Raw genomic sequence first — 22,555 nt, forward strand, 5'->3', positions numbered from 1 at the left:
AGGTGAGGAATAATATCATCGTGCGTTTTTTTGTCGTTTAATTGACCACGACATAAAAAAATACGACAATAAGATTAGAAATTTATACTTGTACGCTTTATATCTTACAGTTTCTTGCTTTTGGAGTCTTATATGAAACTATCTTTTCTTACTTTGAGCTTGGCATCACTTGTTTCGCTTAATTCAGCTTTTGCGAATAATTTGGTGACCAATGGTTCATTTGAACAGGATGTTGTTTCCAAGACATGGACCCTGCTTGATAATATGACAGGCTGGCAACGTGATGGTGCTCGGTTTGAGATTCAAACCAATACCCTGGGGATCATTACACCACAAGAAGGCAGCCAATACATAGAACTCGATTCAACGGCAAACTATAGCGTAAAGCAAACCCTCTCTACGCAAGCTAACCAAACCTATACTTTAAGCTTTTACTACTCGCCACGCGTCGATAACAACAGTGACACCAACCAAGCAAAAGTCTATTGGGACGGGGCTGAAGTGGCAAGCTTAAACGGTACATCTAGAGGCTGGCAGCACATTTCAGTAAGCGTTACAGCAAGTTCAGCGGCTACCGAACTCAAATTTACAGGAACAGGCACGTCTGACTCCTATGGTGGTTTCATCGATAATGTATCTGTTACTGGAATTGCAAACCGTGCCTGCTTAACTGGGTTGTTTGGTATTAACGACTTTGGTTCGGACCAAGAAGGCTACGTATATTTCTTTGATGTGAGTAACGGCACGTACAGCAAATTAACGGGTGTTTCTCACACTGCATCTAACATTGCCAGTAAAGATGGCGTGTTGTATTTCATGGAACAGCAAGATAAAAGCACGAAAGCGTCAAAACTCTGGACGCTTGATTTAGCGAGCAACACCGAAAGTGAAGCAGCCGACGCAACCTCGTACCCAATTTATCGTTCTGCTGTGACGCCTGACGGTCAGTCACTGCGTTCAACCAGTAAAACGTACATGTACGACTTTAATTTGCAAACGGGTGCGAAAACAGTTTTAGGTAAAATGAGCTTTTCTGGTGATGACTTTAAACATGGTGACATTGCCTACTCTGCTGACAACAACACATTATATGTTTTAACTGGCCAATCGCTTTATACGATTGATGACGGTGACATGAGCCTTGATAAAATTGGCGACCACGGCATTAACTGGGCAGCAGGTTTAGCCATAGGCGACGATGGGACCTTGTATGTTTCTGGTCGTAATGCGGGCGAAAATGCAAAAATTTACTCAGTAAATCCAGCGACTGCAGTGGCAACTTACTTAATGGATGCTGCATCACACGTTAATGATTTAACGTTTGTGGATGATTACTGTAATTAAGCTTTGTTAGTCTTTACTTATCTTAAAGCCAGTCAATTGACTGGCTTTTTTATTGCCTATTTAGAGGTACAAAGCCTCTAAAGTCTTCCCCAAATGCAAGCTGCTCGTTATACTAACGCACCTTTTTTGCATAGTTAGTCGTTATGTTCGTCATAACTAGCGGAAATACATAAAAACTAGGCCACCCGTTCAAGTACGTATATTTGCGTCATGATAATTATAAGGCCACACAACACATTTGATTTAATTAGGAAGTATTTATGAGTTCATTACCTAAAGCAGGTGAGTTTTTAGGGCACCCTAAAGGCTTGTTCCTGCTATTCGGCACAGAGATGTGGGAACGTTTTGGCTATTATGGTATGCGTGCCATATTGGTTTTATACCTCGTAGCAATGACCAAAGATGGCGGGTTTGGCTGGTCAAACGCCGATGCCCTTAGCCTATATGGTACTTTTACCATGGCCGTATACTTAACCCCACTGTTTGGTGGCTGGTTAGCAGATAACGTATTAGGTCAGCGTAAAGCTATTATTATTGGCGGTATCTTAATGGCGCTTGGTCACTTCATTATGGGTATACCACACAGCGCAGTTGCCGGTATGCAAGAAAATGTATTTTATCTTGGCCTTGCACTACTGTGTTTAGGTAATGGTCTATTCAAGCCAAACATCTCAACCATGGTTGGTGATTTATATAATGAAGGTGATAAGCGTCGTGACGGTGCATTTACTATCTTCTATATGGGTATCAACATTGGTGGCGCGCTAGGTCCACTAGTTGCAGGCTACGTTGCTGCCGTGGTGAATTGGCAAGCTGGCTTTATTGCTGCAGGTGTTGGTATGGTTATCTCCGTGATCATGCAGATGCTATTAAGTAAAAAATACTTAGGCGATATTGGAGTTGTACCTGCCGCTAAGCTTTCTCAAGCACAATCAGCAACAGGAACTAAAGAGCCTCTTACACGCATTGAAAAAGACAGAATTAAAGTTATTTTCACTATGAGTGTATTCAGTATCATCTTTTGGATGGGCTTTGAACAAGCGGGTGGTTTGATGAACTTATTCGCTAATGACTATACTGATCGTATGCTGATGGGCTTTGAAATTCCAGCATCTTGGTTCCAGTCTTTAAATTCATTATTTATCATTATCTTTGCACCACTCGTTGCGATGATTTGGCTCAAGCTAGATAAGCGTGAGCCAAACTCCCCTGTAAAATTTGCCATGGCTTTGGTTTTTCTAGCGCTAGGCTTCTTAACCATGATGCTAGCATTGATCACTGAAGGGTCTGGAGAAGGGTCACTGCAGATCAGCATGATGTGGTTAGTCCTGTTTTATTTATTCCATACACTTGGTGAGCTATGCCTATCTCCAATAGGGTTGTCTATGGTAAGTAAGTTGGCACCGCTACGTTTAGCATCTCTGCTTATGGGTATTTGGTTCTTATGTACAGCGATTGCAAACAAAATTGCAGGGTTCGTTGGCTCATTCTTAGGTGAAGGCCAAGAAGCAATGAATAATGCCATGAGCATCTTCATTGGGTTAGGCGCGACAGCGCTAATTTCAGCTGCTGCAATGTATATGCTGAGTGACCGTCTCGTTGAATGGATGCATGGTGCTGAAGGTAACCACGAACCACATACACAAGAACATATATTAGCTGAAGAGCTAGAGATCTCTGCCACTAAGCAGTAATTCGATACTTTATACATCAACAAAACCACGCCCTATTGGCGTGGTTTTTTGTCTATACGAACCTATCACTATCAAAGTGTATCGAATTATTTACACGCAAACATGGCAACCGCCCTATCTGTCACACTTTATCCATAATTGACTTTTCGAATCGCATAATATCTGAAAATTAAAAACCTCTTAATTAACAACAACTAAAAAGAAACTCAAACCAGAGTACAAGCTATTCACTAACTCAAAAAGTAAAAAGTCACGCGACTTTTAATTTCATTCATTCAATGTGTCAGAATCACTATCGCTTTAAAGTGGCTTTGTGCAAGTAAATTTACAAAGAGCATCACAGCGAAATCATGCCTAAACCTTCCCCTTTGTCTCATTTTGATTAATTATCCACTCAACGAGAATAAATCTAACAAGCAATCTAACGTGCTTAATTGCTGGAGCAAGACAATGAGTGAAGAAAATAACCCTCTAGATTTGGTTGGTATTGAGTTTACTGAATACGCAACACCTGACGCTGATTATATGGATAAAGTCTTTACTGACTTTGGTTTCTCAAAACTAAAGACATTTAAAGATCAAGATATCACTTACTATAACCAAAACGACATTCACTTTTTACTGAATAATGAGCGTGAAGGGTTCTCTGCTGAATTTGCTAAAAGCCACGGCCCAGCGATATGCTCTATGGGTTGGAGAGTAAAAGACGCACAAAAAGCATTTGAAGTTGCTGTTGAGCGTGGTGCAAAACCTGCGACTGATTCAACGCACAAAAACTTACCTTACCCAGCAATTTACGGTATTGGTGACAGCCTTATTTACTTCATCGATGTATTTGGTGATAAAGGGTCTATTTACAACAACGACTTTGTTGATTTAGAAGAGCAACGCATTGTTAAAGATAAAGGGTTCATCCGAATCGATCACCTTACTAACAATGTTTATAAAGGCACGATGGAAACATGGGCTAACTTCTATAAAGACGTATTTGGTTTCACTGAAGTACGTTACTTCGATATCAAAGGCCAAAAAACAGCGCTTATCTCATATGCACTTAAGTCGCCTTGTGGCACTTTCTCGATCCCAATTAATGAAGGTAAAGGCAACGATAATAACCAAATCGATGAATACCTAAATGAATACAATGGTCCTGGTGTACAGCACCTTGCATTCTTAACTGATGACCTAGTAGGCTCACTTGATCAACTTGATCAATCTACCATTGCAACACTAGATATCATCCCTGAATATTACGATACAATTTTCGATCGTGTACCTTGGGTAAAAGAAGACAAAGAAAAAATCCGTGAGCACCAGATTTTAGTAGATAGCCAAAGTGAAAACTGCTACTTACTACAGATTTTCTCAAAAAATCTCTTCGGCCCAATCTTCATTGAAATGATCCAACGTGTTGATGATGGTGGCTTTGGTGAAGGTAACTTCCAAGCGCTATTCGAATCAATTGAACGTGATCAAGAGCGTCGCGGCGTACTTTAACGCTCGCTTATAAGCAACTATGTACAAGCAGTTTACTTATTTCTAAGTAAGCTGCTTTTCTATTTAAGTTAAGGCAAAATAGCCTTAACTTTAGTTAAACAGGAAAGATGATGTCTTTTATTAACGAAACACACGATAATAGCTTAACTAGCTGGGTTGCGAGCGCAAACCAAGCAGGTACCGATTTCCCTATTCAAAACTTACCTTTTGCCATTTTTCGCCGCACTAATAGCAGCGAAGAGTTCCGTGGTGGTGTTGCCATTGGCGACCAAGTTTTAGATTTAGCCGTTGTTGCAGAAGCCGGTATTTTCTCAGGTGAAGCACACAGTGCAGTTACAGCAGCTAACGCAGCAGCTTTAAATGAATTTATGGGTATGGGTCAGTCATATTGGTCTGCACTTCGTTTAGCATTGTCTCGTGCACTACGTGAAGGCTCTGAGCACAAAAGTGCACTTGAAGGTGCTTTAGTTCCACAATCTGACGTTGAGTACTCAATGCCATGTCATATTGGCGACTATACTGACTTCTACACGTCAATTTATCACGCAACCGCTGTTGGTAGCTTGTTCCGTCCTGATAACCCCCTTTTGCCTAACTACAAATGGGTACCAATCGGTTATCACGGCCGCTCATCATCTATTGATGTATCTGGTCAAGCGTTCCCTCGTCCAAAAGGACAGACTAAAGCGCCTGACGCTGATGCACCGTCTTTTGGTCCATGTAAGCGTTTAGATTACGAATTAGAATTAGGTATTTACCTAGGTAAAGGTAATGAGCTCGGTGAGCACATTGCTATTGAAAACGCAGAAAACCATGTATTTGGTTTCTGCCTATTTAATGACTGGTCAGCGCGTGACTTACAGGCTTGGGAATACCAACCTTTAGGCCCATTCTTAGCCAAAAACTTTGCATCAACCGTTTCACCTTGGATTGTAACAACCGAGGCTCTAGCGCCGTATCGTACACAATGGACACGTGATGAAAACGATCCTCAACCGCTTGAGTATTTAGAGTCAGCGCAAAACCGTGAATCAGGTTCATTCGACATTCAAATGGACGTTGCTATTGAAACACAAAAGATGCGTGCTGAGAATCAGGCACCAAGCAAAGTATCTGAGTCTAGCTTTAAGCATAGCTACTGGACGGTGGCACAAATGGTCACTCATCACACTGTAAATGGCTGTAACTTCTTACCAGGTGACATGCTAGGATCTGGCACACAATCTGGTCCTGATCACGAAGAAGCGGGTTCATTACTTGAGCTATCTCGTGGTGGTAAAGAAAGTATTACCCTAGCTAATGGTGAAGAGCGTAAGTTCCTAGAAGACGGTGACACCGTGATCATGCGTGGTTGGTGTGAAGCTGAAGGCTTCAACCGTATCGGGTTTGGTTCTGTTGAAGGGACTATTTTGCCTGCAAAATAATCCGAATTAAAAGCTTATAAAAATCAAAGGCGTGCATAAGTACGCCTTTTTTTGGGTTTTTGCACTGGCTTTTTGTATAAAAATTGTTAAAGTGAGACGTTAATTTTTATTTTATATGTGTATGCTGAACTCGATAACCACCCTATTTAACCAGTTATTTCAAAAGCGCCAGCTGCTGCTTCGCCAAAATGGTGAAGTCGGTATGATCACGCTTTCTAGCTGGTTACAGTTAACCGCAGTGATAAGCTTAGTGGCGTTGATTGTATGGCTAATTATTGTCAGTAAAGCTTTTTTTGCCCAGAAGAACGTCATCACGACTTTAAATGTAGCCAACGAAGCACAACAATATCAATGGCTCCAAGAAAAGAAACAACTTCAGCAACAGCTGCAGGCACAACAGCAAAAACTCAGCGATTTAACCGAAAAACAGCTTGCACTACAAAGTTTAATTGAAGCTCTGCCCCCCGCACGTGACGATAACAACATAAACACAGAGCAAGAAGAAAGCGCACCTCAGGCATCATTCCAAGTAAAAAGCCAACACGTGCATCAACTTCAAGAACAGCTCATTTCCGCGCTTAATCATACAATTGAGTCTCGGACACTTTCCATTAATAAATTATTAGATGAAGCTGGCGTAGTATTTCGCAGCAATGACACTTTGGCACAAGGCGGACCGTATCACTCCTTAGTCCTTGAGCAGTTACCCACCCATTATATCAACACCATTGATAAATTAGTTGAACTCAGTGAGCTAGAGCAACTCATTCATCACTTGCCTTCAGAAATGCCGGTTGCAAAAGACGATTATTATATTTCCAGTCCATTTGGCTTTCGTAAAGACCCAATGACAGGGAGACGTGCTTTTCATAAAGGGGTTGACCTTGCAGGCTGGCATAAAACGGCCATTGTCGCGCCGGCAGCTGGTACCGTATTGCGCGCTGGCACGAATGGCGGCTATGGAAAATTCATAGAAATACAACACAAAAACGGCATCACCACCCGCTTTGGCCACCTCCACACAATTAAAGTAACTAAAGGCCAAGCGGTAAAAAAATCAGACACTATCGCACTTATGGGCAGTACTGGACGCAGTACCAGTACTCATCTACACTACGAAGTACTGCAAAATAATAAGCAGATCAACCCAGTAAAGCTCGCCAAGGTGATTAATCGTGTTCAGTAAAAGTAAAAAAAAGCCGCTTGAAACAACAGCCGGGATCCCAGCCTTAATCTCTCCTAACACGCATGTAGAAGGTAATATTACCTGTGAAGGAGAGTTACAGATTGATGGTAAAGTGACAGGAGACCTGATGGTCAACGTACTCATTGTTGGTCAGCAGGGGGTTATCGTAGGGAGTATTAAAGCACATCAGGTGCTTATAAAAGGCACTGTCGATGGCTGTATTGATGCAGACCAGGTCATGCTAGAAGAAACAGCTAAAGTACATGGTGATGTACTGCACGACACGTTGAGTATTGAAGCGGGTGCACTCATTGAGGGTAAACTGGCTCATAAAACTGAGGTGACCAATATCACCCCGATTTCTGAGCACTCCAGCGCACAATAATTAACGCTGTGTAATATACATATTAATGTCTGCATGAAACACTTTTGTACCATGCAGATCAAACACTTCTACAGGCACAATTAAATCCTCTTTATCTTGCCACTGTCGAGGCAACGTAATTTTTGCTTCAGCACGAATATCTGTTTCAGCTTTTTTTAAATATTGTACCGTCATACCTTTAGGGATCCAACGGTGCGTTTTATGGGGCACCGTCGCATCAACCATCACACCCGCACACAGCTCAGCTAAATTACATTGTGCAATGGCATGAATGGTCCCAATATGGTTAAACACCGCTTTACGCTTCGGTACAGTTGCACGGCAGATCCCAGGCTCTAAGTGAGTTATAGACGGCTTAATTGAACCAAAATACGGCGCTTTTCTACATACGGCTTTGCTAAAAAGCCACTGGCCAAATGGTAACCATCTCATTTTTTTATATATTTTTAGAAGTGGTGCTGTCATCTCATATTCCTTCGCAAATTCATACTCCCAAACTAACACATCAGACCAGATGATAAAACAACCGCTACGTTTAATAGAATAAAATATTTCATTAGATCGGCGTTATGTCCTGTTCTTTTTCACTACGATGATTAAAATAGCGCGGTAACGGACTCCCAAAAGAAGTGATCATGACTCAGCCACGCAGTAAATCTCTTATATTTATACTCGCCTTACTCGTTATTTTTTGTCCATTAGGGATTGATATCTATTTGCCCGCATTTGTTGCTATGCAGCAAGGTTTGAATGTTTCTGAAGGGCATATTCAGCAAACTATTAGTGTATATATGCTCACGGTTGGTTTAGGGCAACTCATTGCTGGACCACTGGCAGATCGGTTTGGTCGCAAGCCAATCGCGATGTCAGGAATACTACTGTTCACGTTAGGCGCTGCTATCGCAGTATATTCACCGAATTGGGAGGTGATCATGCTCGCACGCGCATTACAAGGGTTTGGTGCTTGTGCCACATTCGTCGCTGCATTTGCGATTGTCAGAGACAGCTTTGGTCACAAAGGAAGTGGGCAAATGATCACCTATTTAAATGGTATAGTCTGCTTTATACCCGCGCTTGCCCCCCTTTTAGGGGCTTGGCTAACCGTTGAATTTGGCTGGCGTAGTAATTTTGTTTTTTTAACCGCTTTTGCAATATTTGGACTGCTGCTCACACAGCTGCTATTTCGTGAAACAAAGCCAAAAGATACGTTATATAAAGGGCACATTCTAGATTTAAGACGTTTTGTGCCCATGCTTAAAAACACTGAATTTATGTTTAATGCAGCACTTACCATGGTCGCAATGGCAGCCATGTTAGTGTTTGTTACCACCACCCCTGGGTGGATCATGAATGAATTAAATGGCTCTGTAAGTACCTTTACGCTATGGTTTACGGTTAATGCTGTTATCAGCATCGCCGCTTGCTTTATTGCCCCTCAATTTATCAAGCGTAATTCTCAAAAGGCGCTAACTATAGGGTTATGTTTATTTACCATTGGTGCATTATTGATGCTTGTATGCGCAGACATTCGCCATCCAGGTGCAATTATGCTACCTATGTATATTGCTTCAATCGGGTTTGCCTTTACATTGGGCTCTGCTGCAGGGAAAGCGCTATCAGGCTTCCCTAAACAAGCGGGGACTGCCTCTGCACTAATTGGTGTGATGCAAATGAGTGGCGCTGGTTTTCTCGCTCTATGCACTCAGCAATTATCCCTTGCAGCCCCGACGCAATTGGCCATGCATTTACTCTTATCAGTGCCTTTTTTAATCGTATTACTGAGTAAATCAAAACACCTTGTACACAGTAGTAGCAGTTAATGATTGTGCCCATCAGTCATACAAATGTCATAGTCCTACTGTTTAATAGCTTATGACAGATATAGATATGTGCATATTTATAATCGCAACCTGATTTACATTCGCTCAGCTCTGATCGTGTCCCACCCAACCTAATTATGAGCGGGCGCTATGCCCGCTTTTGTTGACTGCTCCCTTGTACTTATTGCATTAGTTACTGTATTTATTAATGCAAGTTATTATACTAGCCGATTAAAAATAACAATTAGACATACTCATGATCAACCCTGATTTTTTACTGTCATTTATCGTTGCTAGCAGCATCATTGCGGTAGCCCCAGGGCCATCAAATGCATTTTTGATGGCACAAACCTTTACCAACGGCCGTACTGCAGGTATGCAAAGCGCACTCGGGTTTGCCATGGGGGGAGTAATACATACACTCTTTGCCGTTATTGGGCTTTCAGCATTATTGAAAGCCTCGCCTGTGGCATATTCGACAGTACAATACTTGGGCGCCGCATATCTGTGCTATTTGGGTATTATGACCATAAGATCTAGCTTCAAGAAACATGCTCAAGTCGACGATAAGCCACATATAAGTACGAAAAAAACAGAGAATGTGTTTTTTCAAGCAATGATGACTGAAGTGCTGAATCCAAAAGTTGCCCTGTTCTTTATCGCGTTTATTCCTCAGTTTGTTGATCCAACGCTATCATCTGCAACAATACAATTGGCCATCTTCGGCTTGCTCTACCCTATTCTGGCCTTTCCAATTGATTGTACGTATATTTATGCAGGTGACAAAATTGCAAGTTATTTCCGCAGACACCCTAAAGCACCATTATGGATAGACCGTATTTCTGGGCTCATTTTTATAGCGTTAGCTATTAACTTACTACTGTAAATAAAAGTATGAGTAAAGAAGGGGTGCCGCTCATTACGCTTTAATTATGAGCGGCAATGTTCAAATGACGTGATTAACGAAATATCTGTTCTGCCCACTTAGTTAAACCAGCAGTGACACTGCCAAAGTTATCGCCATTAAGCATTGGAATATCACCTAAAGCTTGCTTTAATTTAGCTTTTAGTAAGGGAGACTGAGCGCTTCCGCCTGTTAAATAAATCACATCAGGTTGGGTGTTGGCATCACTAATGGCTTGTTTTGCTAAAGCACATATTTGTAATAGACTATCGTCTATTGACTCTGCGAGTTCATTTACGGCCAACGTTTGACTCAAGCCCTTCTCAATAAAGCTCAAATTCGCATCAAACTGAGCATGTTCAGATAGCGCGATTTTACCGAGCTCCCCTTGTCTAACGATTTGGTGGCCCAGCTTTTGCTGTTGTACAGTGATCAGACGCGCTAACTTCTGCGGCTCTCCAACATCCCTTAACATCGATTCTAGCGCTCTGGTATTCAGGCTGCTGTAGAAGTCGGTTTGTAAATGTAAGTCATTAATTTTACATGCTTGCCAAAAAGGTTGGTTTGGCATGGGTAAACCGGATTTCAATCTACTGCCTAACCCGCACAATGGCATTAATTTATGATACGACAGTGCAATGTCTAAGTCATTTCCACCAATACGCTTACCACTATGCGACAAAAAGTCTTGATCTCTAACACTGTTACCTCGGTAACTAGGCCCCATTTGTACAAATGAACAATCACTGGTTCCTCCACCAATGTCCACAACAAGTACTTTTTTATCTTCAATCAGGGATGTTTCATAATCAATACCAGCGGCAAGAGGCTCAAATAAAAAGTCAACTTCCAAAAAACCAGCGCGCTTTGCAGCGACCGTCAAGATATTAGTCGCTTGTTGATTACTTTGTTCGCCGCCAATAGCCTGAAAATTAACAGGACGGCCTATTACGGTATGCGTTAAAGCCTGCCCTATTTGTTGTTCAGCACGTTGCTTAATTTGCATTATCATTGCCGTGGCTATATCTTCGAAAAAGGCAATTTGTTGAGCTTTTAAACCAACTGCACCAAAGAAAGATTTAGGAGATTTAACAAAATAACCCTCTTCGGGAAAATCAATATACTCAGAAATGGCAGCGGAGCCAATGGCGATCCCTGACTCGGCTTTACTCAACCCCAAATCCCGGCGGATCGCCGGTACCGAGTTCAAAGTGCTAGCGCGCTCCTCACAATACCGGGTAGCTTCTGAGGCTGTACGGCTTTGCAATTGCTTAGCAACATAATCAACAACCAAGGCACTGTGTTGCGCGTATAATGTTGAGGGCAAGTAAGTACGATCTGCTTCTAAGTTAACTAATTTTACAGCCTGATCATCCATGATGCCCATTGCACAATTAGAACTTCCATAATCAAAACCAACTATCATACGACCTCACGGCACAAAAAAAGGTCGCGCAGAGTACCATACTTAGCTGAGGATTAAAATGTCGCTTTTGGCCTTAAAAAAACCGCAAATCGAGGCTTACCATATTTAGTAAACCCTTGATGACGAAAAGACACAATAGAGCCTATTTCCGGCGGGGAATCACGCTCTTTATCACTGAGCCCTGAACCAATTTTAAATTCAATACCTGATTCACTTTTCACGAGTAAAGCACCCGTTTTGCCAATGTAACGTCCTTTACCAGGTAAATGTGCAATGACTTTTGCCTCAGCATCCTGATAGGGCTTATATTTAAGCAAATTCTTTGTTCGCCCACCGGTATGCTTTGCACTGCTTAAATGCAGCATCACCCCCTCCCCTCCTTTTTTAACCACGTTATTAAAAAAGCGCTCTAGTTGTCGGGGGTTTTCAAAGCGGTGTTGAATAACCGGTTTTACATGGGCGAGGTCTGTGGTTTTTAAAATATGATCATATTGTAGATATCTTTGACTAAAAGGTTGGGTGCTATCCGGCGCATCAAATACCATATAGCTTACTTGCTGCCAATTCTTACTATTAGGGACCCTACGACGTGCCAATGAACTTACATAGGCAAAGTTGTTGTACCCCGCCCATAATTCACCATCTAGCCACTTTTTGGGTAAATTCTCAATAAACCACGTCGGTGCATGGATCACATTCCCCGTGCGGGTCTTAAGCTGCTTTCCATCCCAAATAGCCCTAACGCCATCATACTTTTCACTTACATGATAAAAGCTAACGGGGAGTTCTGCTTGATAACGCTTGGCCAACTGGGCCGAATAAGATGCAGTTTCTGCTACCGCAACATTCATCAATGAAAATACAAATGTTGCCCATAAAATCCATCTAATACTCATGTTTGGCTCCTTGCGCTTAATGAGAATACAATTGAAACTGAAGTGTAGCTTAATTTGAAATTAATTGTGTAATGTGATGCCAGGCAACTTTTAAATCTTGAGCGATGAAACTCGCACTATCAAAATTTTGATCTTTTGAATGCACATTCGGCACCAGAATAGTTTGCACGCCTGCAGCACATGCCGAGCATAACCCTGTATACGTATCTTCAATAGCTACTGCCTGCTGAGGTGTTTTTTCAATCAAAGACAGCGCGTGTGTGTATGGCTCAGGGTGAGGTTTTGGCTGGGTAATATCGTCTTTACATACAACGACCGAAAAATATTTTAATAAGTCGTAATGGCGCAGCACAGGTAAAGCCTCTGCACGCGTACTACCAGTAACTAATGCTAATTGAAATTGAGTACTGGCTAAGTGCAACACTTCTTGGGCAAAAGGCATTAATGGAGGAATGGTTGTCGCCGCAGTATCAACAAAATAACGATTTTTACTATCAGCAAGAGAAGCTGCACTTTGCGTAATACTATGGCGTTCTTTTAATACCGCAGCCGAATGCAAGGTCGGTACACCAGAAAACTCGTCACAAAATGCGCTCTCGCTATAACTGACTCCAAATGGTGCAAGAACTTTCAGCCAACTTCTATAATGCAACGCTTCAGAATTAACTAAGGTTCCGTCAAAATCAAATAGTAGTGCTTTAATATCCATTCATGCTCCTTGCATCATTTGGGTTAATATTTTACTGGCTCAAGCCCGCTGGTGGCTCTGCACTGGCTGGCAAGCCCGTTTCAACTTCGACAAGTTCATAGCCACGCTCTTTGCGCGCAACCTTTAGAACAGGCTTATCAAACGCTGATTTTAATCGCTCCGCATCCGCTTGGAGTTCATCCATAGAACGACCAAAAGGCGCTGCGCCTGTTTCTGACCAATTACTTACTTTACCATTTAAGTTATATTCAACTTCGTGAATTTGATATAACGCAGGTTCATCTTTAGTTGTATCACAAAAAATCACCCGATAATTCCAAAAACCAGCCATAATAATTCTCTCTATATTACAATGCTAGCGACTTTAGCAGCTCTTCACCCTTTTTTCATTACAGATAATAAAAAACCCGCACTATGTGCAGGTTTTAATTATCAAATACTTAAATAAGTAGGCTGTTTAGAAAAAACGTACCTTAAATTCAGCACCAACAAAGCGCTCTTCATTTAGCATGCCTGTGTTGTTGTTGAAATCAACACCGCCAATCACAGTTTGCTCATCAAATAGGTTACGAACAAACACAGAAGCTTCGTATTCATTATCACCTTCAGCCCATGCATAGCCTGCACGAACACCGGTTTCAAATAAAGCGTCACCTTTGAACTCTACTGACTCATATAAGAAAAAGTTGATTTCGCTGCGGTATGATACATCACCGTATACGAAGAACTCACCACCTTCTAACTCTTTTGAATAACGTAGTGTTGCATTCGTAATCCACTCTGGTGCATGCGGTAAACTATTGCCATCAAGAATTGCACGTGGCTCAGGGCCATTAGGACCTTGTACCATATAAGTCGGATCTGTTACGGTACATTGGTTACAAACCGCAACAGCTAAATCATTATCGCTTAATTCAGTGTTATTGTAGCTCAAGTTAAATGTCGCATTTAGTTCATCCGTTAACACCCACTCAGTATCAAGTTCAAAACCATAGCCTGTGGTTTTATCCGCATTGATTAAACGGTTAAAGTTCGCACCACCACCAACAGCCGTTAATTGCTGATCTTCCATTTGGAAATAAAACACTGTTGCATTAACACGACCTTGGCCATCTAATACGTCAGACTTAATACCGGCTTCAATCGAGTTAATTGTTTCAGACTCAGCGACCGTTACTTCATCACCAAACAAAATACGACCCTGTACACTTGGTGCACGGAAGCCATTAGCAATACGTGCAAACAAATTAATGTCATCACTGTACTTGTACGCTGCACTTAAGTCCCAGCTTACATGGCTATCGCTTGGGTTAGCACTGCCTTCTTTAAAATCTGACGCGCCAGTAAATGGTACTGGTGTTTTGGTACGCTTCGCGTAAAACTCTTTGTCATCATCTGAATAACGAAGACCAGCCGTAATTTTTAGATCATCTGTTAATGTGTAATCTAAAGAACCAAACACAGCCCATGCCGAAGTGCTTTGATCTTGTACTGCATAGCCGTTTTGTAAACCAAAGTTACTATTAGCAGCATCGTAAGCAGCAGTATCAAAGCTATAGCTTTCAATAGTTAGGTCTTCATCAAATAAGAAAACACCAACCTGGTAATTCACATCACCTGAGAAGTTACTTGATAAGCGAAGTTCTTGCGTTAACTGATCATGATCAGGAATAACATCTGCAGTTTCTGATGAAAATGGAATAACACCTGGTCCCATTGACGGTGCAAATGCATTACCGTAACCACCATCAACATCTGCTCTAGAATAAATCTCAGCACTTTCCCATGCTGTAATAGACGTTACTGTATGCTCTTTTAAGTCCCACTCAAGCTTTAAACTCAGGCCTTGTGTGTCTACTTGTTGCGTCGCACGAGAAGCTGCATCATGATAAACCACATCGTTATCATACAGTGGGTTAATGTTATTCGTACCCGCTTCAATTAAATTAGCGCGGAACGCAATCGGACGACCGTCTAAATCACGGACGTGGTAGTTAAGTAAACCAGTGAAGTCATCGCCTTCATATAAAAACTGTACACGCGCAGCTTTTTCGCTGTAACCACCTAACGAGTTTTCTTTTTCAAACCCTGGTGCTTTAACATCGATGTAATCTTCTTTGTCTTGCCACAACACTGACACACGCGTTGAAATGCGATCTGTTAATCCAGTGCCGAATGCACCTTCAAAGTCTGTAGAGCCTTTACTACCGTATGATAATGCACCATATGCATCAAATTCTTGACTCGGTTTTACAGAATCAAACTTAACTAGGCCTGCAGGTGTATTACGACCAAAAAGCGTGCCTTGAGGCCCTCTTAGAACTTCAACACGTTCGATATCAAAAACAGGAAAGCCTTTTAAAATTGGGTTTTCTTGTACAACATCATCAACAACCAAAGATACAGGCTGTGAGGCATTTAGATCGAAATCTGTATTACCTAAACCACGAACATAAAAACGTGGGAATGTACGGCCGAATGAAGATTCAACCGATAAACTCGGGATCTTTGCATTCATAAAACGAATATCCATACCCGCAGAGCTGTAAGCATCTAAGTTATCACCTTGTAAGGCAGAAACAGATACAGGCACTTCTTGTGCATTTTCAACACGCTTACGCGCAGTGATTTGAATAACTTCTAATTGATTACTTTTCGCACCAGTATCGTTTTCAGCTGCGATAGAAGAAAATGAAGTACCTGCTACAGCAGAGAACAACGTTGCATTAATCAGGGTAGCTAACGTAGATCTTTTCATTGCTTTCATGTTGGGTTTTAACCTTTAAATATGCACTCTTATTGTTCAACGGTTTGTATGGGCGCCGTATCACGGTGGCGTGGTGCATTCAATTTTTCGCGATTTAATATTATACGCGGACCTCAAATCCGAGAGTGCAAAGCGGGTGTATGAGGCTGAATGCGACGAGCATAATTATAACATCAATTTACAACATTGCTGTAATTTACATCAATATAATAGAAGTTTTTTTTGCAATTATCGCAACACAGATACAGACGTTAGAAGCATTTAGCAACAAAAAGACCAAAAATGAGGACATATGTCCTTACAATAAACGAGAGGGTATGGTGGACAATCCCGTTTTTTAGACTAAACAGGAACAATTAACATATTACTCAGTTTTGAGAGCGCCGTGCGAGTCTATAAAAATTCTCTTTTTTGAGAACAATACATAGTACCTAACTCGCAGTATAACATTAGCGACTTTAAATAAGAGCGGACACCTGTCCGCATTTTAGGTTTTTACTTTGAGGGTGATTGCATTTTTAAAAAACAACCCCTATGAGTCACTTCATCATACTCAATCACAGCAACTGCTGCAGTATTGAATATCGGCATTTTACCTGGGCTTAACTGATCAACCAAGTAACTAACTATTGGCATATGAGCGACGACTAACCACGTCTTATATTGTGGGTGTAAACTAATTAACGTTTCCAAGTAATCAACAGCAAATGCCGCATCGCCACTGGGAATGATATCTTTACAAGTTTCATTAAAGTCCACAGGGTTTAAAGCCAAAACTTGATCGGCGGTTTGTTGAGCTCGCAGATAAGGGCTTACTAGCAGCGCATCAGGCGTGTAATGACTTTTTAACCACCATGCCATTTCATTCGCTTGGTCTATTCCTTTTAGGGTTAATGCACGCATTTCATCCTTTGCTTGCATTGGTACAGCTTCCCCATGTCGCATTATCAATATCGTTTTCATGACACTCCTGGGTTACACATTAAAATTTGTCTTACGACGTAGTAGCTAAATACCTCGTTTGTTCGCTATATTAAAACAAACATAAGATAAACTTGAAATGAATTCGAGTTCAAAATGGCTATGTTTGAACTTTACTTATTATTACCTTGGCGGCATACACTTGAAAATAAGCAGCAATGATAATCGTACATATAAAAGCCTGACATTAAACAATGGTCTAAAAGTTTTGTTAGCCAATGATATGAGCAGCGATAAAGCGGCCGCATCATTAACGGTAAACACCGGTCATTTTGACGACCCTAAAGATCGGCAAGGTATGGCGCACTTTCTAGAACATATGCTCTTTTTAGGCACTGAAAACATGCCAAAGCCCGGTTATTTTTCACAATTTATAAATCAAGCAGGCGGCCAGAGTAATGCATGGACAGGCACGGAGCATAGCTGCTACTTTTTTGATTGCCACCAGCACCACTTTTTCAAAGCATTGGAATTGTTTAGTGACTTTTTTATTGCCCCTTTGCTAGACGCGTCACAAACAGAAAATGAGCGTAATGCCATTGATGCCGAATTTAAAATGAAGATAAAAGATGATGGCAGGCGCATTTACCAAGTCCACAAAGAAACCACGAACCCCCAACATCCATTTACCAAGTTTTCAGTGGGGAACCAAGATACATTAGCCAATAAAGATCATTGCATTGCTGAAGAAGTTAGGGCTTTCTTTACTCATAATTATCTCGCTCAATGGATGACGCTTGTTATTGTAGGTCCTCAACCTCTCGATGAACTAAAAATGTGGGCGGAAAATCTATTTTCTCAAATAAAAGGAAATGCTAAGCCAAAGCCACCACTAACCGCACCTTTATACCGCAGCCAAGATTTAGGGTTACTGTTACAAATAACACCAAGAAAACATATGCAGAAGCTGATCATTAGTTTCGCGATGCCGTGTATCAAAGGGCTGTATAAGCATAAAAGTATGAGCTTTCTTGCTCATTTATTAGGTTACGAAGGTGAAGGATCTCTCTATTCAATTTTAAAGGCACAAGGTTGGATAAATGCACTCTCCGCAGGCGGAGGAGTCAGTGGTAGTAACTTCAAAGATTTTAATATTAGCTTTGCACTTACCGATGAGGGCATAAATTACTACGAAGACGTTGTTGAAATGGCTTTTGAGTATATCGCACTCATAAAATCTCAATTGCATAACCTTGCTATACTATATAAAGATAAAAAAACCTTGCTTGATATCGCATTTAATAATCAAGAGCCTTGTAGGTTACTTGACTGGGCCAGTAGCGTCAGCGTGAACATGCACCATTATGAGCCACAAGATTACTTGTATGGTGACTATATCATGTCGGAATTCAACCCAACTATATTTGAGCAGCTATGTAACTTTCTATCCCCACACAATATGCGCCTCGTGTTGATCCATCCTCAGGTAACACCGGAACATACCGCTAGGTGGTATAACACGCCATATAAAGTGGAGAAACTAGCCCGTGATTGGCTAAACGCATTAGCACAAATTGACTCTGCATTACCAGAAATGCTGTTGCCCACAGTCAATCCTTATTTGCAGGTTGAAAACACATTATTCGATATTGAACCGGCGACTCATAAACCTGAGCTCTTGAAAGACAAACCAGGGTTTTCATTTTGGTTTAAACAAGATGCAACCTTCCGTGTTACCAAAGGGCATTTTTATATAGAAATTGATTCGCCGGTAGCAGTGAAAAGCACCAAAAGTATGGCATTAACTCGCCTATTTGCCGACCTTCTTATGGATGGTATGGCTGAACAGTTTTACCCAGCAGAACTGGCTGGATTAAATTACCATATTAGCTCTCATCAAGGGGGACTAACGTTACACACTGCGGGCCTCTCAGGCAACCAGCTGGTCCTCGCAATGGAATTACTCACTGCGATACTAAAACAACCTATTAGCGCAACCCGCTTCGCTGAATACAAAAAACAACTGATCCGACACTGGAAAAATCATAACCAAAATAAACCGGTGAGTGAGCTTTTTGGCTTACTTGGCGCACACCTTATGCCTTGGAATCCAGACCCAACCGCACTAGCGTCAGCACTTAAAACAACGTGCTTCAATGAGTTTCGACACTTTAAGGAAGCATTCTTCAACTCAATTTATATTAAAGCATTTTTACACGGTAACTGGCAGAAGCAACACGCCTTGTCGATGCAAAAAGAAATCAGAACATTATTTAGCCAAAGTGAAATATTAGAAGACTTAAAACGGCCATTAAATGTGCTCAGCGCTGCTGAGCAAATAAACATCACACAACCTGATGCAGACCACGCCATAGTTGAGTATATTCAAGCACTCAATGACAGTGTGACTGAGAAAGTATCTTTAATGATGCTGAACCAAATGATCAGTCAAGACTACTTTGACAAACTACGTACCGAATTACAGCTAGGTTACCTTGTAGGCTGTGGCTATGCTCCTTTTAACACCCGCGCAGGTGTAGCATTTTATATACAGTCCCCAAATAATAAGCCTGATGTATTAGACAAACACCATCATGAGTTTATTCAGTCTTTTACCATTAGTATAAAAGAATTGACGGATACTCAGTGGCTTGAAGCAAAGAAAGCACTCAGATTGCAAATTGCGGAAAAAGACAAAAACCTTCGTTTAAGGGCGCAGCGGTTTTGGATTGCTATCACCAATGATGACTTTAAGTTTAGTATGCAGAAACGGCTCATCAGCGAGCTTGATAATTTAGAAAAACAAGACTTTATGGCATTCACTCAGCGTATTTTTGCACATAACTACCCGCGAGTTAAATTGCGCTGTAACTAACAAAAATTGCACTCGTGCTAGGTGATTTATACGATATTTTTGACTCTACCGCTCGCTTCTTATAGATTAGCAGGGTGATAATAATTAATGCATCTATGATAAAACAAATAAAAAAAATATCCGTAGTCATGATGCTGTTAAATACCGTGTATAGTCAGCCGGTTTTTGCATTAAACTTCGATGAGCTCAACAACACCTTTAGTCCCTTGATGGCTGGAGCTTTTGTTGTGTTTTTTTTTATTACCCTCGCACAATACCTTTACAATAAAAAACTCAAGCGCGCCCATCAAACGCTGTCATTGTCTGAACATCGCTTAAAAAGCACCGTGGAAGGCAGCGGTGATACCTTGTGGGATTGGAACATAGCTACAGGTGAAATAATCCGCATCAATGACAAGTATATGATGCATAAAAGTGCCGCGGGAGAATTTATTCCTAACGCAAATCGTATTCACCCCCAAGACATCGCTTTAGTTGACCGACTCCTCAAGCAGCACATTGGTGAAAAAACGGCTTTTTTTGAAGCCAGCTACAGAATAAAAGATAGTTTAGATCAATATCACTGGGTCTTGGATAGAGGAAAAATAATAGAGAAAGATAACAACCTTAACCCTCTTAGAATGACGGGAACCGTCAGGGATATCAGTCATCTAAAAAGTACAGAAGAGCGGCTTAATTTATTTGCAAAGTGTGTTGAGTCGCTAACTGACGCGATTGCCATTTATGATCGAAACTTCAATTTAGTAGATTTAAATCCAAGCTATTTGAAGCTATTTGGTGGCGTACGGGTACAGTATATTGGGAGACCATTTACACTATCAGGTTACGATAACCGCTACATGAGCGAGATAAAAGCATGCCTAAAAGACACTGAACATTGGCAAGAAGAGCTTAAACTACGTAATCATAAAGATATTTTACTTCCTATTGAAATTACCATTGACGAAATAAAGAATAATCAAGGTCAAATAACTAATTACGTTGTGGTATTTTCAGACTTAACAGAACGTAAAAAGGCGGAATCTCAACTACATAATCTCTCTAATCGAGATCGCACAACGGGATTGCCGAATCGAAACTTGTTTTTTACAAACCTCAAAAAGCTAGCGCAGCAAAACACTCATCACGCCCTGTTAGTATTCGATTTAGACAATTTTAAGAAAATTAATGACTCACTGGGCCACCAGCTCGGTGACAGCCTGCTGGCTAAACTCGCTATGCGGCTTAATAAGCTAGCACGTCAACAAGACACATTTTATCGTCTAGGCGGTGATGAATTTGCGCTCGTTATGTCTGGTACTAATGACATTCATACAATAACTCGCACCGCAAAACAGTTTCTTGCCGCCATTGCGACCCCATTCAAGATGGCCAATCATGAGTTAGTGATTACCTCTTCTGTAGGTATCGTGCTCTTTCCTGAGGATGGAGCCACCCCAGAAATATTATTAAAAAACGCAGATACTGCGATGTATCATGCCAAACAAAAAGGGAATCACTACTTATTCTTTAATGACTCAATGAACGAGCAAGCCGTTAAGCGCCTCCAAATTGAAAATCTAATGCGCTACGGACTTAAAGAAGATCACTTTGTTGTGTACTATCAGCCAAAAATGGATATAAAAACAGGTAAACTTGTCGGTATGGAAGCCCTCGTGCGCTTTATCACACCAAAGAAAGGGATCATCAGTCCAGGTGTGTTCATTCCCATTGCTGAAGAAACAGGGCAAATCATTGAAATAGGTGAGGTCGTTCTAGATAAAGCCTGTAAAGACGTAAAAAACTGGATTGACCAAGATTTATTTAATGGTCGTGTCGCGGTAAATTTATCAGCTAAACAGTTTAGTCTCCCAGATCTGACCACTCGGATTGATGTGATCTTGCAGAAAAATCAACTTCCTTCTTATTTTCTTGAACTAGAAATAACGGAAGGTACTGTGATGGATGATCCAAAAGAAGCGATTTCTATCATGCGCTCCCTCAGTGCTCGAGGGATCCACCTCGCCATTGATGACTTCGGTACCGGATATTCGTCTTTAGCATACTTAAAGCAATTCCCACTTAACACATTAAAAGTAGATAAAGCCTTTGTTGACGATATGAACACTGAAAGAGGCCGAAATATGGTCGACTCAATTGTCACCATCGCTCATAACCTTGATTTACATGTCGTCGCCGAAGGGGTTGAACAGGCTGAGCAGTTAGTAATGCTTGAAGAATTAAACTGTGAGACAGTTCAAGGCTATTACTATTCTAAGCCATTATCACCAGAAGAATTTAGTGAATTTCTAAAGGCACAGAAGCAACGAGAAAGAAGCGACCAACCCAATTTAAAAGTCGTAAATTAACCCACGGCTAAATTACGCCCCCCAAAAACACATAGGCTGCTGCATAACGCGCCGTATAGCGACTCTGTAATAAACGCGTATAAACAGCATAAAAACCCCACCTAGGAATGTCCAGCGCCATATAGGCGCGCCTGAACGTACCGTTTCAAAAAACATTGTACAAGCTCCCATCAATAACACCACGATAAGCCACATAACGCCCTACATTATTACGATCACTGAGTGCGCTTCAGGTATTTTTTTGTACAAAAAAAACTTTAATTGTTGCAAAATATGGCATTATTTAATTTAATAGCACCTCAATTAAACAGGAGCGATTGTTCCAACTGCTTAATTTTTATGTTAACGCCATGAAAACA

Annotated in this window: 17 protein-coding genes; 10 read left to right on the forward strand and 7 right to left on the reverse strand. The window is 41.2% G+C overall.

Annotated elements, in window-relative coordinates; genetic code table 11:
* Positions 1–132: 132 nt before the first annotated feature.
* The 6 genes from PCIT_RS02145 to PCIT_RS02170 all read left to right on the forward strand — a co-directional run bounded on the left by PCIT_RS02145 (position 133) and on the right by PCIT_RS02170 (position 7,530).
* Positions 133–1,344, forward strand: a complete 1,212-nt coding sequence (locus PCIT_RS02145) for a DUF642 domain-containing protein (protein ID WP_010361564.1) — start codon at positions 133–135, stop codon at positions 1,342–1,344.
* A 260-nt stretch (positions 1,345–1,604) separates the two neighbouring features.
* Positions 1,605–3,038, forward strand: a complete 1,434-nt coding sequence (locus PCIT_RS02150; protein WP_010361563.1) for a peptide MFS transporter — start codon at positions 1,605–1,607, stop codon at positions 3,036–3,038.
* A gap of 450 nt (positions 3,039–3,488) precedes the next feature.
* Positions 3,489–4,535 (forward strand): 4-hydroxyphenylpyruvate dioxygenase, encoded by a 1,047-nt coding sequence (gene hppD / locus PCIT_RS02155; protein WP_010361562.1) that lies wholly within the window; start codon positions 3,489–3,491, stop codon positions 4,533–4,535.
* Between the two features lie 110 nt (positions 4,536–4,645).
* Positions 4,646–5,959: a fumarylacetoacetase gene (gene fahA / locus PCIT_RS02160; protein WP_010361560.1), complete on the forward strand. Its 1,314-nt coding sequence runs from the start codon at positions 4,646–4,648 to the stop codon at positions 5,957–5,959.
* A 121-nt stretch (positions 5,960–6,080) separates the two neighbouring features.
* Positions 6,081–7,145 carry a M23 family metallopeptidase gene (locus tag PCIT_RS02165; protein ID WP_040697963.1) on the forward strand — a complete coding sequence of 355 codons (1,065 nt, stop codon included), beginning with the start codon at positions 6,081–6,083 and terminating at the stop codon, positions 7,143–7,145.
* Positions 7,135–7,530: a bactofilin family protein gene (locus PCIT_RS02170; protein ID WP_010361557.1), complete on the forward strand. Its 396-nt coding sequence runs from the start codon at positions 7,135–7,137 to the stop codon at positions 7,528–7,530. The genes PCIT_RS02165 and PCIT_RS02170 overlap by 11 nt, the downstream gene beginning before the upstream one ends.
* Here the strand turns inward: PCIT_RS02170 and PCIT_RS02175 are convergent, their stop codons facing one another.
* Complete coding sequence (locus tag PCIT_RS02175) at positions 7,531–7,995, reverse strand: hotdog fold domain-containing protein (RefSeq protein ID WP_010361556.1); 465 nt, start codon at positions 7,993–7,995, stop codon at positions 7,531–7,533. It lies immediately after the preceding gene.
* A gap of 170 nt (positions 7,996–8,165) precedes the next feature.
* Here PCIT_RS02175 and PCIT_RS02180 point away from each other — a divergent pair, with 170 nt between their 5' ends.
* Both PCIT_RS02180 and PCIT_RS02185 read left to right on the forward strand, forming a co-directional pair.
* Positions 8,166–9,350, forward strand: a complete 1,185-nt coding sequence (locus tag PCIT_RS02180; protein ID WP_010361555.1) for a multidrug effflux MFS transporter — start codon at positions 8,166–8,168, stop codon at positions 9,348–9,350.
* 256 nt (positions 9,351–9,606) lie between these two features.
* Positions 9,607–10,236, forward strand: a complete 630-nt coding sequence (locus tag PCIT_RS02185) for a LysE family translocator (RefSeq protein ID WP_010361554.1) — start codon at positions 9,607–9,609, stop codon at positions 10,234–10,236.
* A gap of 73 nt (positions 10,237–10,309) precedes the next feature.
* Here PCIT_RS02185 and yegD read toward each other — a convergent pair whose 3' ends face one another.
* The 6 genes from yegD to sixA all read right to left on the reverse strand — a co-directional run bounded on the left by yegD (position 10,310) and on the right by sixA (position 17,015).
* Complete coding sequence (yegD, locus tag PCIT_RS02190) at positions 10,310–11,680, reverse strand: molecular chaperone (protein ID WP_010361553.1); 1,371 nt, start codon at positions 11,678–11,680, stop codon at positions 10,310–10,312.
* Between the two features lie 53 nt (positions 11,681–11,733).
* Positions 11,734–12,576: a DNA ligase gene (locus PCIT_RS02195; protein WP_010361552.1), complete on the reverse strand. Its 843-nt coding sequence runs from the start codon at positions 12,574–12,576 to the stop codon at positions 11,734–11,736.
* Between the two features lie 49 nt (positions 12,577–12,625).
* Positions 12,626–13,285, reverse strand: a complete 660-nt coding sequence (locus PCIT_RS02200; protein WP_010361551.1) for an HAD family hydrolase — start codon at positions 13,283–13,285, stop codon at positions 12,626–12,628.
* A gap of 31 nt (positions 13,286–13,316) precedes the next feature.
* On the reverse strand, positions 13,317–13,616 hold the full coding sequence (locus tag PCIT_RS02205; RefSeq protein ID WP_010361550.1) for a hypothetical protein: 300 nt from the start codon (positions 13,614–13,616) through the stop codon (positions 13,317–13,319).
* Between the two features lie 126 nt (positions 13,617–13,742).
* On the reverse strand, positions 13,743–16,052 hold the full coding sequence (locus PCIT_RS02210; protein WP_010361549.1) for a TonB-dependent receptor: 2,310 nt from the start codon (positions 16,050–16,052) through the stop codon (positions 13,743–13,745).
* Positions 16,053–16,547: 495 nt separating this feature from the next.
* The gene (gene sixA / locus PCIT_RS02215) at positions 16,548–17,015 is read right to left on the reverse strand and encodes a phosphohistidine phosphatase SixA (protein ID WP_010361547.1); all 468 of its coding nucleotides are present in this window, start codon (positions 17,013–17,015) and stop codon (positions 16,548–16,550) included.
* A 160-nt stretch (positions 17,016–17,175) separates the two neighbouring features.
* Here sixA and PCIT_RS02220 point away from each other — a divergent pair, with 160 nt between their 5' ends.
* Together PCIT_RS02220 and PCIT_RS02225 are read left to right on the forward strand one after the other, a co-directional pair.
* Positions 17,176–19,848 (forward strand): insulinase family protein, encoded by a 2,673-nt coding sequence (locus PCIT_RS02220; protein WP_040698000.1) that lies wholly within the window; start codon positions 17,176–17,178, stop codon positions 19,846–19,848.
* A 209-nt stretch (positions 19,849–20,057) separates the two neighbouring features.
* Entirely contained in the window at positions 20,058–22,196 is a 2,139-nt protein-coding gene (locus tag PCIT_RS02225; RefSeq protein WP_420492143.1) for a putative bifunctional diguanylate cyclase/phosphodiesterase, read from the forward strand.
* The last annotated feature ends 359 nt before the right edge of the window (positions 22,197–22,555 follow it).

It is taken from the genome of Pseudoalteromonas citrea (genome assembly GCF_000238375.3).
Taxonomy (GTDB): Bacteria; Pseudomonadota; Gammaproteobacteria; order Enterobacterales; family Alteromonadaceae; genus Pseudoalteromonas; species Pseudoalteromonas citrea.

Coding starts and splice junctions, on each gene's coding strand:
- PCIT_RS02185 (WP_010361554.1), top strand. CDS start 9,607: ATGATCAACCCTGATTTTTTACTGTCATTTATCGTTGCTAGCAGCATC.
- PCIT_RS02195 (WP_010361552.1), bottom strand. CDS start 12,576: ATGAGTATTAGATGGATTTTATGGGCAACATTTGTATTTTCATTGATG.
- yegD (WP_010361553.1), bottom strand. CDS start 11,680: ATGATAGTTGGTTTTGATTATGGAAGTTCTAATTGTGCAATGGGCATC.
- PCIT_RS02180 (WP_010361555.1), top strand. CDS start 8,166: ATGACTCAGCCACGCAGTAAATCTCTTATATTTATACTCGCCTTACTC.
- PCIT_RS02150 (WP_010361563.1), top strand. CDS start 1,605: ATGAGTTCATTACCTAAAGCAGGTGAGTTTTTAGGGCACCCTAAAGGC.
- PCIT_RS02165 (WP_040697963.1), top strand. CDS start 6,081: ATGCTGAACTCGATAACCACCCTATTTAACCAGTTATTTCAAAAGCGC.
- PCIT_RS02210 (WP_010361549.1), bottom strand. CDS start 16,052: ATGAAAGCAATGAAAAGATCTACGTTAGCTACCCTGATTAATGCAACG.
- PCIT_RS02225 (WP_420492143.1), top strand. CDS start 20,058: ATGGCTGGAGCTTTTGTTGTGTTTTTTTTTATTACCCTCGCACAATAC.
- PCIT_RS02145 (WP_010361564.1), top strand. CDS start 133: ATGAAACTATCTTTTCTTACTTTGAGCTTGGCATCACTTGTTTCGCTT.
- sixA (WP_010361547.1), bottom strand. CDS start 17,015: ATGAAAACGATATTGATAATGCGACATGGGGAAGCTGTACCAATGCAA.
- fahA (WP_010361560.1), top strand. CDS start 4,646: ATGTCTTTTATTAACGAAACACACGATAATAGCTTAACTAGCTGGGTT.
- PCIT_RS02200 (WP_010361551.1), bottom strand. CDS start 13,285: ATGGATATTAAAGCACTACTATTTGATTTTGACGGAACCTTAGTTAAT.
- hppD (WP_010361562.1), top strand. CDS start 3,489: ATGAGTGAAGAAAATAACCCTCTAGATTTGGTTGGTATTGAGTTTACT.
- PCIT_RS02175 (WP_010361556.1), bottom strand. CDS start 7,995: ATGACAGCACCACTTCTAAAAATATATAAAAAAATGAGATGGTTACCA.
- PCIT_RS02205 (WP_010361550.1), bottom strand. CDS start 13,616: ATGGCTGGTTTTTGGAATTATCGGGTGATTTTTTGTGATACAACTAAA.